This is a genomic window from Micromonospora aridisoli, from assembly GCF_056150025.1.
In genome coordinates this window covers 255,724-270,297 of record NZ_JAXCFK010000004.1, presented here as the reverse complement: position 1 = coordinate 270,297, position 14,574 = coordinate 255,724, and the positions used below count along the sequence as shown (strand labels likewise).

The 14,574-nt window shown below is 71.8% G+C and carries 13 protein-coding genes and 1 riboswitch; of the genes, 5 read left to right on the top strand and 8 right to left on the bottom strand.

The features are described 5' to 3' along the window. Window positions 1–23: 23 nt before the first annotated feature. From SM447_RS10655 to SM447_RS10645, 3 genes are all read left to right on the top strand, one after another. Complete coding sequence (locus tag SM447_RS10655) at window positions 24–2,648, top strand: S8 family serine peptidase (RefSeq protein ID WP_474572588.1); 2,625 nt, start codon at window positions 24–26, stop codon at window positions 2,646–2,648. Window positions 2,649–2,799: 151 nt separating this feature from the next. Continuing rightward, on the top strand, window positions 2,800–2,931 hold the full coding sequence (locus SM447_RS10650) for a hypothetical protein (RefSeq protein WP_474572587.1): 132 nt from the start codon (window positions 2,800–2,802) through the stop codon (window positions 2,929–2,931). 229 nt (window positions 2,932–3,160) lie between these two features. Continuing rightward, window positions 3,161–3,403, top strand: a complete 243-nt coding sequence (locus SM447_RS10645) for a hypothetical protein (RefSeq protein WP_474572586.1) — start codon at window positions 3,161–3,163, stop codon at window positions 3,401–3,403. 53 nt (window positions 3,404–3,456) lie between these two features. On the opposite strand, the gene groL is transcribed toward SM447_RS10645, so the two are convergent. The 3 genes from groL to SM447_RS10630 form a co-directional block, all read right to left on the bottom strand. Further along, window positions 3,457–5,079 (bottom strand): chaperonin GroEL, encoded by a 1,623-nt coding sequence (groL, locus tag SM447_RS10640; protein ID WP_155214441.1) that lies wholly within the window; start codon window positions 5,077–5,079, stop codon window positions 3,457–3,459. A gap of 275 nt (window positions 5,080–5,354) precedes the next feature. Further along, window positions 5,355–6,458, bottom strand: coding sequence for a hypothetical protein (locus tag SM447_RS10635; protein ID WP_474572585.1), 1,104 nt, complete (start codon window positions 6,456–6,458; stop codon window positions 5,355–5,357). A 128-nt stretch (window positions 6,459–6,586) separates the two neighbouring features. Beyond that, window positions 6,587–6,790, bottom strand: a complete 204-nt coding sequence (locus SM447_RS10630; RefSeq protein WP_018787966.1) for a cold-shock protein — start codon at window positions 6,788–6,790, stop codon at window positions 6,587–6,589. Window positions 6,791–7,001: 211 nt separating this feature from the next. Here SM447_RS10630 and SM447_RS10625 point away from each other — a divergent pair, with 211 nt between their 5' ends. Next, the gene (locus SM447_RS10625; protein ID WP_474572584.1) at window positions 7,002–7,532 is read left to right on the top strand and encodes an N-acetyltransferase family protein; all 531 of its coding nucleotides are present in this window, start codon (window positions 7,002–7,004) and stop codon (window positions 7,530–7,532) included. A 50-nt stretch (window positions 7,533–7,582) separates the two neighbouring features. On the opposite strand, the gene paaN is transcribed toward SM447_RS10625, so the two are convergent. The 5 genes from paaN to SM447_RS10600 all read right to left on the bottom strand — a co-directional run bounded on the left by paaN (window position 7,583) and on the right by SM447_RS10600 (window position 13,637). Then, the gene (paaN, locus tag SM447_RS10620) at window positions 7,583–9,256 is read right to left on the bottom strand and encodes a phenylacetic acid degradation protein PaaN (protein WP_474572583.1); all 1,674 of its coding nucleotides are present in this window, start codon (window positions 9,254–9,256) and stop codon (window positions 7,583–7,585) included. A gap of 53 nt (window positions 9,257–9,309) precedes the next feature. Next, entirely contained in the window at window positions 9,310–10,329 is a 1,020-nt protein-coding gene (locus SM447_RS10615; protein ID WP_474572582.1) for an N-acetyltransferase family protein, read from the bottom strand. Window positions 10,330–10,381: 52 nt separating this feature from the next. Further along, entirely contained in the window at window positions 10,382–11,401 is a 1,020-nt protein-coding gene (locus SM447_RS10610) for a GNAT family N-acetyltransferase (RefSeq protein ID WP_474572581.1), read from the bottom strand. Window positions 11,402–11,641: 240 nt separating this feature from the next. Continuing rightward, window positions 11,642–12,928 (bottom strand): threonine synthase, encoded by a 1,287-nt coding sequence (gene thrC / locus SM447_RS10605; protein WP_474572580.1) that lies wholly within the window; start codon window positions 12,926–12,928, stop codon window positions 11,642–11,644. Between the two features lie 9 nt (window positions 12,929–12,937). Beyond that, window positions 12,938–13,073: riboswitch (SAM riboswitch) on the bottom strand. A gap of 117 nt (window positions 13,074–13,190) precedes the next feature. Then, window positions 13,191–13,637: a DoxX family protein gene (locus tag SM447_RS10600; RefSeq protein ID WP_474572579.1), complete on the bottom strand. Its 447-nt coding sequence runs from the start codon at window positions 13,635–13,637 to the stop codon at window positions 13,191–13,193. Between the two features lie 222 nt (window positions 13,638–13,859). On the opposite strand from SM447_RS10600, the gene SM447_RS10595 reads away from it, so the two are divergent. Beyond that, window positions 13,860–14,561, top strand: coding sequence for a DUF4232 domain-containing protein (locus SM447_RS10595; protein ID WP_474572578.1), 702 nt, complete (start codon window positions 13,860–13,862; stop codon window positions 14,559–14,561). Window positions 14,562–14,574: the final 13 nt, after the last annotated feature.

Below are 14,574 nucleotides of genomic sequence, written 5' to 3'. Positions count from 1 at the left end.
AATCTGCGTCGTACTGTGTGCGGATGCGGGCGGACCAGACCACACCCGGCAGGATCGGCAGCCCCTGGGCGATCGTCGCGGCCGTGTTCACCGGCTGCTGGACGGTCGCGGTCACCGTGGTGGCGCAGACCGGCGGCTGGGCCGTCGACCAGGTGGTGCTGATCGGCGGCCTGGATCGACTGGTACCGCTCTGGCCGGTGGTCTGCCTGCTCGTGGTGCTGCTGATCGCCGCGGCGGCGCTGCCGCTGGCCCTCGTGCCCCGCTCGGCGGCGGTCCGAGTCGCCGGTCGGCTCTGGCTGGCCGGCGCGCTCGCGCTCGGCGTGCTCGGGCTGCTCCGGACGATTCCGCCGGTGCACCACGAGGCGTACCTCGCCGCGTTGGCCGGCACGGCCGTGCTGCTGACGGTGGTGACGACCCGGCTGCCGCCGTACGTCCTCGGCCCCGGCCGGTGGGCCGACGGGATCCGGCGGCTCGGCCAGCGAGCCGACCCCGTTCCCGGCGAGCCCACCGACCACCCGGCGGCAGGCGCTGGGCCCGGGGACGCCCCGGACGCGGGGCCCACCGGGCCCGGGGACCCACCGGGCGCGCGGACGGGTGGTCCGGCCGGGCAACCGACGGTGGTGACGTTGCTCGCGGTGACCGCCGGGCTCGCCCTGTTGCTGCCCTGGGTCTGGTTGGGCGCGCTCGGTGGACTCTCGGAGACCGTGCTCGCCGGACTGGCCGCGGCGGCGGTCGGCGCGCTGGCCGCGGCGCTGCTCGACGCCCGGTTCTGGGAGCGCTTCGAGACCGGCGAGGCACCCCGACCCGCCCGCCTGGTGCTGGTGGGCGGGCTCGTCGCCGGGGTGGTGCTGCTGCTGGTGGGTGCCGGTGCGGGTCACTCCGGTGCCCAACTGCCGCTGCTGGTGACGCTGCCGCCGGTCGGCTTCGCGTTGGCCGCGTTGCGCGCCCTGACCCACCGCCCGGCCGTCGGACGCGGCGTGACCCATCCGGGCGCGGAACACGACCCGACGCTCCTCGCGGTCGCCGGTCGCGTCGTCGGCGCCGTTCCGTCCAGGGCGGGCGGCCGGGCACCGACCGCCTGGCTGGTGGGGCTCGGCGTGTTCGGGCCGCTGGCGTTCACCGATCCGGAGGAGGTCAGCCTGCTCCTGGTCGGCACCCGCGACGTCCCCTTCTGGGTGGCGGCCGCCACCGGTGCCGGGCTCGCCGTCGGGCTGGTGCTGGCGATCGCGTACGGCCTGCTGTGGGCGCGGCGCTCGGCCCGCGCGCCCCGCCGGGTGGTGGCTGCGGCGAGCGCCCTGACCCTGCTGGTCACGGTCGCGGTGGTCGGCGGGACCGTCGGCCAGCCGGGGCTGCACGGGGAGCGATTGTTCGTACTGTTGCGGGAACAGGCGGACCTGACCGGCGTGACCGGCGGGCCGGGTAGGGCCGGCCGGGACGCCCGGGCCGGGGAGGTCTACCGACGGCTGGTGGACACCGCCGAGCGGACCCAGGCCGACCTGCGCCGGGATCTGCGGCGGGTACGGCTGCCCCACACCCCCTACTACCTGGTCAACGCGATCGAGGTGGACGGCGGGCCGGCGGTACGGGCCTGGCTGTCCGGCCGGCCCGAGGTGGCTCGGGTACTGATCAGCCAGCGGCTGCGTCCGTTGCCGGCACCCGCCGACAACACCACTGGCAACGCCGCGCCGCCGTCCGGCCCGCCGTGGAACATCACCATGATCGGTGCGGATCGGGTCTGGTCCGAACTCGGTGTCACCGGTGCCGGGGTGACCGTGGGCAGTTCCGACTCGGGGGTGGACGGGCGGCATCCGACCCTGGCCCAGGGGTTCCGGGGCGGCGACGACTCGTGGTTCGACCCATGGAACGACACCCGGACACCGAGCGACCGCAGCGGGCACGGCACCCACACGGTGGGCAGCGCCGTCGGGCGGGGCGGCATCGGTGTGGCCCCCGGGGCGCAGTGGGTCGGCTGCGTCAACCTCGACCGCAACCTCGGTAACCCGGCCGCCTACCTCGACTGCCTCCAGTTCATGCTGGCCCCCTTCCCGCCGGGCGGCGACCCGTTCACCCAGGGGCGGCCCGCCCGAGCACCGGAGATCCTGACCAACTCGTGGGGCTGCCCGCCGATTGAGGGTTGCGATCCACAGGCGCTCGGGCCAGCCACGGCGGCGCTGGAGGCGGCCGGGATCCTCGTCGTCGCGGCGGCCGGCAACACCGGCCCGTTCTGCGGCTCGGTGCAGGACCCTCCGGCACCGTACGCGGACGTGCTGACCGTCGGCGCGGTGGACGACCGGCGGCGGGTCGCCGCCTTCTCGTCCCGTGGGCCGGCGGCCGGAGTCACGAAGCCGGACCTGATGGCGCCGGGTGCCGACGTCATCTCCGCGATGCCCGGTGGCGGGTACGCGGTACTCGACGGCACGTCGATGGCGACACCCCAGGTGGCGGGGGTGGCCGCGTTGATGTGGTCGGCGAACCCCGAACTCGTCGGGGACCTGGACCGCACCCGGCGGATCCTCCGCGAGACGGCCGACCCGATCGAGGCGAGCCAGCGGTCCCGGGAGCGGTCCGACGAGTGCGGCGGGGCGGCGAACGTCGTCGGCGCCGGCCTGGTCAACGCGTACGCGGCCGTCTCGGCGGCGCGTGGTTGATCACCCACTACTGATCTCACCCAACGTGAGCAGGTCTCGCCCCGGGGTTATCCGACCGCTGCTGACCTGCTATCTTCCGGCCTCATGCACGGTCGTTCTCCCCGGGGCGGCAGCCCCCTTACCGCCGCCGTCGGCAGGCCGGTGGCGGGGCATGGCCCTGCTGATCCTGTTGGGCGTACCGGCCCTGGTGGTGGCGCTCTGCTGCGGGATCGTCCACCTGGCCACCAAGTCCGGCATGGACGACCCGTTCGGGCACCGCGGCGGCGTCACCGGACCACCCTGACCTCCGGACGCGGCCATGCGTCCGGCCGCACGCCGGTGACCGAATTCGCCCGCGATCGACCGGCTCCTCTTGTGCTACCGGGGCGAGCGTCCGTAACGAATGCGCCTTTCTTGCTGTAGCGCAGGTCGCCGCGCAGCAGTTTAGCGGCTAACGGCGGATAGACCCCGATAATGCCAATTGCCCGCCTTGCTGCTCGACGGACCCTACCGTTTCGGTAGAGGAGGCAGCGATGACCATGGACGACGATCAGAGCCGGGCCGCCCCGCCGGTCACCCTGGCCCCGGTCCACGAACTCCCAGGCCAACTGCCGGTCGACCGGCTCGACTACGGCGACGCCGAGCAACTGGCGGAAATGACCGGGGCGAGCGGGACACCCGAGGAACCGCCCATCGTGGTGGACGAGCCGGTTCCACCCGGCCCACCGTACGACCGGGCGGACGAGCGACGGAACCAGCGACCCCTGCCGACATAGCGGAAGGGGCGGACCGCTGACGCGGCCCGCCCCTTCCGGCGTTGGAGCTGGACTCAGAAGTCCATGTCCCCGCCGCCGGGGCCAGCCGGGGCGGCCGGGGTCTTCTCCGGCTTGTCCGCCACGACGGCCTCGGTGGTGAGGAACAGCGCGGCGATCGACGAGGCGTTCTGCAGCGCCGAACGGGTGACCTTGGCCGGGTCGATGATGCCCGCGGCCAGCAGGTCGACGTACTCGCCGGTCGCGGCGTTGAGGCCGTGACCCGAGTCGAGGTTGCGGACCCGCTCCACCACGACGCCGCCCTCGAGGCCGGCGTTGACGGCGATCTGCCGCAGCGGGGCGTCCAGCGCGATCTTGACGATCTGCGCACCGGTCGCCTCGTCGCCGGCCAGGTCGAGCTTGTCGAAGGCGGTCTTGCCGGCCTGCACCAGCGCGACACCACCACCCGGGACGATGCCCTCCTCGACGGCGGCCTTGGCGTTGCGCACCGCGTCCTCGATGCGGTGCTTGCGCTCCTTGAGCTCGACCTCGGTGGCCGCGCCGACCTTGATCACCGCAACGCCGCCGGCCAGCTTGGCCAGCCGCTCCTGCAGCTTCTCCCGGTCGTAGTCGGAGTCGCTCTTGTCGATCTCGGCCCGGATCTGGTTGACCCGACCCTGGATCTGCTCGGCATCGCCGGCACCGTCGACGATGGTGGTCTCGTCCTTGGTCACCACGACCTTGCGGGCACGACCGAGCATGTCGAGGCCGACGGCGTCCAGCTTGAGGCCGACCTCCTCGCTGATGACCTGACCACCGGTGAGGATGGCGATGTCGGTCAGCATGGCCTTGCGGCGGTCACCGAAGCCCGGCGCCTTGACGGCGACCGACTTGAAGGTGCCCCGGACCTTGTTGACCACCAGCGTGGCCAGAGCCTCGCCCTCCAGGTCCTCGGCGATGATCAGCAGCGGCTTGCCCGACTGCATGACCTTCTCCAGGATCGGGAGCAGGTCCTTGACCGACGAGATCTTGCTGTTCGCGATCAGGATGTACGGGTCGTCGAAGACGGCCTCCATACGCTCCGGGTCGGTCATGAAGTAGGCGGAGATGTAGCCCTTGTCGAAGCGCATGCCCTCGGTGAGCTCCAGCTCCAGCCCGAAGGTGTTGCTCTCCTCGACGGTGATGACGCCTTCCTTGCCCACCTTGTCCATCGCCTCGGCGATGATCTCGCCGACGCTGGTGTCACCGGCGGAGATGGAGGCGGTGGAGGCGATCTGCTCCTTGGTCTCGACGTCCTTGGCGAGCTTCAGCAGCTCCTCCGAGACGTTGGCGACCGCAGCCTCGATGCCCCGCTTCAGGGCCATCGGGTTGGCACCGGCGGCCACGTTGCGCAGGCCCTCGCGGACGAGTGCCTGGGCGAGGACGGTCGCCGTCGTCGTGCCGTCACCGGCGACGTCGTCGGTCTTCTTGGCGACCTCCTTGACCAGCTCGGCGCCGATCTTCTCGTAGGGGTCCTCGAGCTCGATCTCCTTGGCGATGCTCACACCATCGTTGGTGATGGTGGGGGCACCCCACTTCTTCTCGAGCACGACGTTGCGGCCCTTGGGGCCGAGGGTCACCTTCACGGCGTCGGCGAGCTGGTTCATGCCCCGCTCGAGGCCGCGGCGCGCCTCTTCGTCGAACGCGATCATCTTGGCCATACGGCGTTGTCCTCCTGGACACTCACGGGCCACCCGAGTGTGTGCCCCGGATGGGCCGTCTGGTGTACGCACCTTGGGACGTCGCCACCTGGCGACGACGACGTCTCCTCGGCCGGGCCGGATAGCCCGCGACGACCGGCCACGTGCCCCACCCGTGGTTATGCCACGAGCGCGACCGCAGCCCCACCGTCCCGACCAGTTGGCACTCACGCCATGCGAGTGCCAATGACTTGTTTAGCACTCTGCCCTGCCGAGTGCAAGCGTGATGGCGCGGGTCAGCCGAGTTCGGCAGCCAGTTGCGCGCCGTTCACCGGGCCCTCGTGCGCCCGCTGCTCGGCGTAGGTGACGACGAGCCCGACCAGTTGCGCGAGGTGCGCCGGCAGCGCCAGCAGCGCGACCACCGCAATCGTCAGCACCACGCCGACCGCCGTGCCCGGCGAGTCCAGCGGGGTGGTGCCGAACGGCAGGATCGCCACCGACTCGATCACGCCCGCGACGAGCGAGACCCCGATCACGGCCGCGGCCACCAGCGCCACCCGGCCGAGCAGCAGTCCCAGCCGGTCGCGCAGCATGCGGTGCGACCGGCTGAGCGGGTCGTGCCGCTCGAACAGGTAGACCGGGCCGGCCATCGCGAGTGCGAACGCCGCGTACACGCCGGGCAGGAAACAGAGACAGAAGCCGATGGTGACGGTCACGGTGATGAGCAGCGTCCAGCCCCACAGGCCCAACGCCCGCCGCAGCCCGTAGCGCAGGGCGGCGCCGAGACCGGCCGGCTCGCCGGCCGCCTGGCGGGCGATCACCCAGGTGCCGGCGGCCCAGCCGACACACTGCACCAGACCGAAGAGCAGACTTCCGCCCACCAGGACGACCAGCAGTGTCGACAGGTCGGTCCAGAAGGTGGCGGGTAGCGCCGCGGAGTCGCTGCCGAGCTGGGCCTCCCAGCGGGCCGAGGGATCCACGCCCAGGGCCAGCACGGAGAGCACCGCAGCCGGCAGCACCTGGGTGAGCACGAGGATCGGCAGCAGCTGCCGCCACCCTCGACGGGCAGCGCCGCCGCAGCGCGCGAACCAGCCACCCAGCCCCGCGCCGGGTGGGGTGACCAGGGCGTCAGCCGGGTCGAGACCGTAGCCTCCGGGGTGATACCAGCCATAGGTCGGCTGACCCGGATATCCCGGCTGACCGGGGTACGGCATCGGGCCGGGATACGGCGGCTGACCCGGATACGGCGTCGGGCCGACGTAGGGCGGCAGGACGGGGTGACCCTGCTGCGCGCCGTACGGCGGCTGGCCGGCACCGGGCGGCGGGCCGAGTGGTCCGGTCGGTTCCGGCTCGCCCGGAGGCGAGGAGGACGGACCTGTCGGGGGCGGCTGGTCGGACATGAACCCTCCTCAGCGACGGCTGGATCGGCTCATGATCTTCCCTTGTGGGGCGTCCGCACCGCAGCCCCCTCCGGCGACGATCACGCCACCCCGACGACGATCGGTCTGCGGGGGTGGTCGGTCCGCGCTCAGGCGATGAGGCGTACCCGCTCGGCCTGCGGACCCTTCTGGCCCTGGGCGATCTCGAACTCCACCCGCTGACCGTCGTCCAGCGCCTTGTAGCCGTCCATCTCGATTGCGGAGAAGTGGACGAAGACGTCCTGCCCGCCGTCGACGGCGATGAAGCCGTAGCCCTTTTCGGCGTTGAACCACTTCACGGTGCCCTGTGCCACGGTGTTTTCCTCACTCTGCACGGCGTTCCACTACCCCGGGTCGTCGACGCACCGAGGACCCGGAAACCACCGGTTCGACGATCCGCGACGACCGCTGAAACGGGTGACCGAAATCGCACGCTACACGAGGAGTGACGACCGCGCACGACCACAAATCGGGCGTATTACAGTCACCCGCATCGTCGTACGTCATTGTGATAAGCATGCGGACATGACGACCGTGACCGACGGAACCGGCGTCCGCCGGGCCGTCATCCGGCGGGTCGAGCCGGCCGACGCCGCTCGGATGCGCGCGCTGCGGCTGGAGATGCTCGCGGACGCGCCCCTGGCCTTCCTGGAGACGATCGCCGAGGCCGCGGCCCGCCCGCACGCCGAGTACGCCGCCCGGATCGCCCAGGTATCCGCCGGCTCGGACACGGCTCAGTTCGTGGCGGATCCGGGTGGTCGGCTGGTGGGGCACGCCGGAGGGGTGCTGCACCCGACCGAGCCTCGGGTGACCGTCCTCTACGCCGTCTACATCACCCCGGCCTGGCGTGGCACCGGGCTGCTCGCCGACCTGGTGACCGGGGTGGCGGCCTGGTCACGGGCCTGCGGACGGAACGAGCTGATGCTCGAGGTGGTGGTCGGCAACGACCGGGCCTACCGGGCCTACCAGCGGCTGGGCTTCGTCGACACGGGTGTACGCGTGCCGCACCCAAACATTCCCGCCCTGCGCGAACTGCAGATGCGCCGCCCGGCCTGAGACCGCGTGGTGGGGTTTCCAGGGCCGGAAACCCCACCCAGCAAGATCCGTTACGCGTGCCGGCGGCTCTGCACGATGCGGAACCGGTTGGCCACGTACGCCCCGTCGGTCAACGCGGAGTTGGCCGCCGCGTTCGCCCCGCTGCCGTGGAAGTCGGAGAAGGCCGCCGACTGGTTCACGAAGACACCGCCGGTGAGGTTGGCCGACAGGTGCACCCCGACATCGATCGCGGCGGCCTCGGTGGCGTCCAGCACCGCGTCGTCGGTGGAGTAGACGGCCGCGGTGAGGGCGCCGTTCTCGCCCACGGTCGAGCGCAGGATCTCCAGGCTGTGCGCGGTGGAGTCGGTGGCGATGGCGAACGAGATCGGCCCGAACCACTCCCGCGAGTAGGTCGCCGTGTCGCCGGCGTCGAGCTTGACGATGGTCGGCGTACGCACGACGGCGTGCGGGAACGACGGGTGCTCGACGGTCCGCGACTCCAGCACCGGCTCGCCGACCTTGGCGACCTCGTCGAGGCGCTCCAGCACGCCGTCGTTGACGATCGCCCCGGTCAGCTCGACCCCCCGGGCCGGATCACCGGTGAGCTTGCCGACCGCCGTCGCGATCCCGGCGGCCACCTCGTCGAAGCTCTTGTGACCCTGGTCGGTCTCGATGCCGTCGCGCGGGATGAGGATGTTCTGCGAGGTGGTGCACATCTGGCCGCTGTAGAGCGTCAGCGTGAAGCCCAGGTTGCGGCACATTCCCGCGAAGTCGTCCGTGGAGTCGACCACGACCGTGTTGAGTCCGGCCTTCTCGGTATAGACCGCCGCCTGCCGGGCGTTGGCCTCCAACCAGTCGCCGTACTCGGTGGATCCGGTGAAGTCGACGATTCTGACCGCCGGATGCAGGGCGAGGGTCGAGGCGAGCTTCTCGTCGGGAGCCTCGGGGGCCAGCAGCACCAGGTTCGGGTCGAAGCCGGCCTCGGCGAGCACCTCGCGGGCGTACCGGACGGTGATCGCCAGCGGCAGCACGGCGCGCGGATGCGGCTTCACCACCACCGGGTTGCCGGTGACCAGCGAGGCGAACAGACCGGGGTAGGAGTTCCAGGTCGGGAAGGTGTTGCAGCCGATCACCAGGGCCACGCCCCGGGGCACGACGTGGAAGGTCTTGGTCATCCGCAGCGGGTCGCCCTTGCCAGCGGCCTTCTCCCAACCGGCGGTGCCCGGGTGCCGGGTCATCTCCGCGTACGCGTAGGCCAGCGCCTCCAGCGCACGGTCCAGCGCGTGCGCGCCGCCGGCCTGGAAGGCCATCACGAAGGCCTGACCACTGGTGAACTGCACCGCGTTGGCCAGCTCGAAGATGTTCCTGTGCAGCCGGTCGAGGATCTCCAGGCAGACCCCGACCCGGGTCTGCGGGCCGGCGTCCCGCCACGCGGGCAGCGCCGCGGACGCGGCGGAGACCAACTGGTCGGCGGCGGCGTGCGGGTAGCGGACGTTCAACGCGACACCGAAGGGGCTCGTCTCGGTGGCCACCCGGTCACCGTCGCCCGGCTGGTCGAGCGGGAAGTCCCCGCCCAGGTACGCCTCGAAGGCGGCCTTGCCGTCGGCGGCGGCGGTCTCGCCGTACACCCTGGGGCTGGGGGATTCCGGGTAGGCGGACCAGTACCCCCGCTCCGTGATCGCGGTCAGCGCACGGTTGAGGGTCTCGGCGTGCCTGTCGTAGAGGGGGTGCGGGGTCTCCGTCATGCCCGCCATCATGCAACACGAACCCCTCAGATCAGTAGGGGCGTGTCACAACTTCAGATGGTGAGCTGCCAGTCCGCACAGGCTTCCGCCGGCCGGAAGCCGAGCTGCTCGTTGATGCCGACCATGTGGTCGTTCACCGCCGCGTTCCAGGTGTCGATCGCCCGCAGTTCCGGCTCGTGGGCCAGCACCTGCCGCAGGTTCTCGATCTTCACCAGCAGGCCGAGGCGGTGCCCCCGGTGCGCCGGGTCGACGATGGTGATCTCCTGCCAGGCGTGCCAGGCCGTCACCGGGCCTGTCTGGATCATCGTCCAGGCCACCAGCCGGCCGGTCTGCTCGTGCACCGCCCCCAGGTGGTACCGCCGCCGGCCGCGCAGCGCCTGGAGCCGCTCGGTCTCCCGGATCCGCGCGGCGTCGACCTTCTCCGCCTCGACCACGAGGTCGCCCATCGGCGCGTCGGTGAGCAACCGGCCCTCCAGCCGGGCGACGTCGGCCACGTACTCCTCGGGGGCCGCGCCGCGCCACGCCACCGTCCGGTAACCGACGGCCCGCGACCGGGCCTCCTCGTGCAGCGCGGTCAGCGCCGCCTCGTCCAGCCGGGTGGTGTCCAGCCGGCTGCGCACCATCGGCAACGCGGCCTGCGCACCGACCGCCGCCGCGAAGGCCGCGCCGGGGGCCGGCCGGGCGGCCTCACCGGGCGGTGTCCCGCCGACCTCCGCGATCAGCCGCTTGCGCCCGTGCTCGGCGGCCACCCGCCGGGCGTACGCGAGCAGCGCCCGACCCACGCCGCGCCGCCGGTGGGCCGGGTCGACGAACAACTCGACGCTGGCGTTGTCGGTGTTGTCCAGTTGCCGCAGGCGCAGCCACAGGTAGCCGACGGCCTCGCCGCCGCGCCGGGCCAGCGCGCGGTGGATCAGGCTGCCGTGCGGCGGATGGGCGGCGACCAGTCCGAACTCGACGCGCTCGCCGACCGGCACGTCGGGCGAGTCGACCGCCTGGGCTGCCGCGAGGATCCGGTACGCGTCGTCCAGCGCGGCTTCGTCGGACGGCTCGAACGCGGTGACGGCGATGTCCATGGCCATGAGCGTGCCGGGCAGCACCCGGGCAGAGCCACCCGTTTTCCGTGCGTCACACCGAGAGCTGCCAGTTGCTCCACCGGTCCATCACCCGGAAACCGAGCTGCTCGTTGATGGCGATCATGTGGTCGTTGCTCTCCGCGTTGAAGGTGTCGATCACCCGGACGCCCGGCTCGTGGGCGAGCAGGTGCCGCAGATTATCGATCTTGGCGAGCAGGCCCAGCCGATGCCCACGGTGCTCCGGGTCGACGATGGTGATCTGCTGGAACGAGTGCCAGTCCGCCGACGCTCCGACGTCCAGCAGCGTCCACGCGACCAACCGACCGGACGCCTGGTGGCGTACGCCGACGTGGTAGCGCCGCCGGCCACGCGCCTCCAGGGCCAGCTCGGTGGCGCGTAGGCGGTCGGCGTCGACCTGCTCCGGCTCCCACGCCAGATCGCCCATTGGCGCGTCCGCCAGCAGCCGTCCGTCGAGGTACGCCACGTCGGCGGCCAGGTCGTCCGGAGTGTGCCCACGCCAGCGCAGCAGCTCGTAGCCGGCCGCCCGGGACCGGGCGTCGGCCAGCAGCGAGTCCAGCTTCGCCTGCTCCAGGTCAGCGACGTGCAGGCGACGCCGCACGTCGGGCAGGGCGTCGACCGCGCCGAAGCCGGCGGCGAAGGCGGCGCCCACCGAGGGACGGTCGGGCTCGCCGGGAGGGTGCGCCATGCTCATTCCGCTGACCCGTTTACGGCCGTGCTCGCGCAACACGCCGAGGCCGTGCTCGAACAGTGCCCGGCCCACGCCCCGGCGGCGGTACGCCGGATGCACGACCAGATCGGCCGAGGCGTTCTCGGTGTTGTCCAACTGCGGCAGATCGAGCACGAGGTGGCCGGCGGGTTCGCCGTCGAGGTGTGCCAGCAGGTTGACCGGCGCGTTGCCCGGCATCGGATGGCGCACCATCGCGGTGAACCGTTGCCGGCAGAAGGGCGGGAAGTCGGGCAGATCGGCGGCCACGTACGCCACGCCGATCCGGTACGCCTGGTCGATCGCCTGCTCGTCGGCGGGACCGAAGGGGGTGACGGTGATGGTCATGCCGGCAGCCTGCGGGAGAGACAGACGAACGGGCCAGCGAATTTTCGCTGGCCCGTTCGGACGTTGGTCGGGAGGGACGGTCGCACAACGCCTCCGGCGCTGGGTCGTAAAGACTGAAAGTCTACGGCGAAACGCCCTCCCGCACGGAGCATCTTGCGCCGTCCGTTTGCGGTCGTCAAGTCCCTGGCGGCGTGTTTCGCTCACTCCCTGCGAAAAGCCGCTTACGGAACCGCACGTACGTCAGCTCAGCAGGCCGGCGTCACGGGCGGCGCGCAGCGAGGGCTTGATCCGGTGGGTGGGGCCCACCTCACCGGCGACCGCGTCGAGCGTCTTGAGCCCCTCGCCGGTGTTGAACACCACGGTCTCAGCGGTCGGGTCGAGCCGACCGGCCTCCACCAGCTTGCGCAGCACCGCCACGGTCACCCCGCCGGCCGTCTCCGCGAAGACGCCGGTCGTCCGCGCCAGCAGCCGCACGCCCGCCCGGATCTCGTCGTCGTCGGCGTGATCCATCCAGCCACCGGTGCGGCGGACCGCCTCCAGGGCGTACAACCCGGCCGCCGGGTCGCCGATGTTCAGCGACTTGGCGATCCCGGTCGGCTTGACCGGGGTGATGGTGTCGCTCTCGGCGTGCAGGGCGATGGCGATCGGGTTGCAGCCGGTCGACTGCGCGCCGAAGACCTTCCAGCCGTCGGCCGGCGCGTCGACCAGGCCGACCTCGACCAGCTCGCTGAACGCCTTGTCGATCTTGGTGAGCAGCTCCCCCGAGGCCATCGGGATGACCACCTGGGCGGGGATCCGCCAGCCGAGCTGCTCGGCCACCTCGTAGCCGAGCGTCTTGGAACCCTCCGCGTAGTACGGACGCACGTTGACGTTGACGAAGGCGGTGTCCTCGAACTCGTCGGTCTCGACGAGTTCTCCGCAGAGCCGGTTGACGTCGTCGTACGAGCCGTCGATGGCGACCAGGTCGCCGCCGTACACGGCGGTCGTGACGACCTTGCCCTGCTCCAGGTCGCTGGGGATGAAGACCACCGACGGCGCGCCCACCCGGGCGGCGTGCGCGGCGACGGAGTTGGCCAGGTTGCCGGTCGAGGCGCAGGCGAACCGGGAGAAGCCCAGCGCGCGGGCCGCGGTCAGCGCCACCGACACCACCCGGTCCTTGAAGGAGTGGGTGGGATTGGCGCTGTCGTCCTTGACCCACAGCGGAGCGGTGAAGCCCAGCTCGGCGGCGAGCCGGTCGGCCGCCACCAGCGGGGTGAACCCGGGATCCACCGTCACCCGGCTCGCCGGATCCTGGCCGGCGGGAAGCAGGGCGGCGTAGCGCCAGAGATTGCGCGGGCCCGCTTCGATCTGCTCCCGGGTGACCCGGGCGAGCGCGGCCGGGTCGTAGTCGACCTCCAGCGGGCCGAAACACTCGTAGCAGGCGTGCTGTGCGGCGAGCGGATACCGGGCCGAACAGGCACGACAGACCAGGGCACGGGCGGGGCTGGTGGTGGTGTCAATGCCGGACGGGGCGAGCGTCGACGTCATGTCGAAGTCCTCTCATCTTTCCCCGCATCGCGCCCTGCGGCGGGGACGGAATTGGCACCTGCCCCGCCGGACGCTCAACGGTGAGCGCGCGGGGTGGTTGCCGGGGCGTCGTCGGGCCGTATCCCTCAGCCCCTCTGGATGAGGTATGCAGTTGTGTCAGCGAGTCTAGGCAATCCGGCGCCGGGCGTCGCCGGTCAATCCCAGCTTGTGAGCGAATCCTCAGCGGCGCCGTCGCGTGCCCCGGCGCCGCTGAGCACCGCCGTCAGGCCGGCACGGATCGCGGTTCGGCCTGCTCCAGGGCGACCGTCGTCGATCCGCGCCGCCACAGGTTGTCCAGCGCCCAGGTGCCCGGGCCGAGCACCGCCACCAGGAAGAACGACCAGCAGAAGAGCACGGACAGCTCGCCGTGGTTGCGCAGCGGCAGCAGCGCCTCGGGCTGGTGGACGACGAAGTACGCGTAGGCCATCGAGCCCGACGCCAGCAGCGCCGCGGGACGGGTGAACAGCCCCAGGAGCACGAGGCCGCCGCAGACCAGCTGGATCAACGCGGCGTACCAGCCCGGCCACTGGCCGAGCGGCACCGCCTCGCCGGTGCCACGGTTGCCGCCGAAGATGCCGAACAGCGACGACGCACCGTGAATGAGGAACAACAGTCCGATCACCATGCGGAACAGGGACAGAGCCGGCCCGCCGAACCGGTCAGCACGCATTGGTACCTCCTTGCGGATGGGGTGGTGGGTACCAGCATGCGAGATTAATTGACGAGTGTCGATTCCATCCCTCTTCGTGGGAACGCTCCCACACCGATGCTACCGGCTGCAACTTCCGGAAGTGACCCACCCGCCCCCGCCGACCCAGCCCGACCTGGCGAAACGACAGGACCTCGCCCCACCCGGACCACGGCCCGCGGCCGCCGGTGCGACGATGACGCGATGCCAGAAAGCAGGGTTCGCCGCCGGACCTCCGGCGTACGGCGGCGAACCGCGACACCGGTCACGCTTGCCGCGACACTCGTACTGCTCGGCGGCTGTGCGCCGGCCGACGACGCCGTGGGCGTACCGCATCGCTCAGTGCCGCCCAGCGCGTCCGGCAACCCGTCGAACGACGGCGCTCCCGCGACCGGCGACGATCCGACGTCCGGCTGCCCCGACTCCGGGGTGCGGATCAGCCAGCTCGGCGTCAGCGCCGCGATGGGGCTGCGGGCGATGGGGTTGGAACTCGTCAACTGCGGCGAGCGTCCCTATCCGCTGCGCGGGTATCCGGCGCCGCAGCTGCGGGACGCGGAGGGGAACGTCATCGGGGTCCGGGTGATCCACGGCGCCCGGGGCATCACCTCCGGCTTCGACGACCCGCCCCGGCCGCTGCTGCTGGCCCCCGGTGAGGCGGCCGGGGCCGCCCTCCTCTGGCGCAACCTGGTCGACGACCCGACCGTCGTCGCCACCAACGCCGAGCACCTGGCGGTCGCCCCGTTGGCCGGTCGACCGGCGCAACAGGTGGTCATGGACGGGCGGATCGACCTGGGCAACACCGACCGGCTCGGGGTCAGCGCCTGGAAGAAGCGCGAGCCGAGTGCCGCCACGCCGACCCCCGGTAGGCCGAGCCCGCCGCCCACCACACCGGTTCCCCTGCTGTGACCGTGCGCCGGAG

What these genes read in the sequence shown, in the direction of transcription:
- SM447_RS10650 (WP_474572587.1), top strand. Translation starts at nt 2,800, where the DNA reads ATGGCCCTGCTGATCCTGTTGGGCGTACCGGCCCTGGTGGTGGCGCTC.
- SM447_RS10625 (WP_474572584.1), top strand. Translation starts at nt 7,002, where the DNA reads ATGACGACCGTGACCGACGGAACCGGCGTCCGCCGGGCCGTCATCCGG.
- groL (WP_155214441.1), bottom strand. Translation starts at nt 5,079, where the DNA reads ATGGCCAAGATGATCGCGTTCGACGAAGAGGCGCGCCGCGGCCTCGAG.
- SM447_RS10635 (WP_474572585.1), bottom strand. Translation starts at nt 6,458, where the DNA reads ATGTCCGACCAGCCGCCCCCGACAGGTCCGTCCTCCTCGCCTCCGGGC.
- SM447_RS10645 (WP_474572586.1), top strand. Translation starts at nt 3,161, where the DNA reads ATGACCATGGACGACGATCAGAGCCGGGCCGCCCCGCCGGTCACCCTG.
- SM447_RS10615 (WP_474572582.1), bottom strand. Translation starts at nt 10,329, where the DNA reads ATGGACATCGCCGTCACCGCGTTCGAGCCGTCCGACGAAGCCGCGCTG.
- SM447_RS10610 (WP_474572581.1), bottom strand. Translation starts at nt 11,401, where the DNA reads ATGACCATCACCGTCACCCCCTTCGGTCCCGCCGACGAGCAGGCGATC.
- SM447_RS10600 (WP_474572579.1), bottom strand. Translation starts at nt 13,637, where the DNA reads ATGCGTGCTGACCGGTTCGGCGGGCCGGCTCTGTCCCTGTTCCGCATG.
- SM447_RS10595 (WP_474572578.1), top strand. Translation starts at nt 13,860, where the DNA reads ATGCCAGAAAGCAGGGTTCGCCGCCGGACCTCCGGCGTACGGCGGCGA.
- paaN (WP_474572583.1), bottom strand. Translation starts at nt 9,256, where the DNA reads ATGACGGAGACCCCGCACCCCCTCTACGACAGGCACGCCGAGACCCTC.
- thrC (WP_474572580.1), bottom strand. Translation starts at nt 12,928, where the DNA reads ATGACGTCGACGCTCGCCCCGTCCGGCATTGACACCACCACCAGCCCC.
- SM447_RS10655 (WP_474572588.1), top strand. Translation starts at nt 24, where the DNA reads ATGCGGGCGGACCAGACCACACCCGGCAGGATCGGCAGCCCCTGGGCG.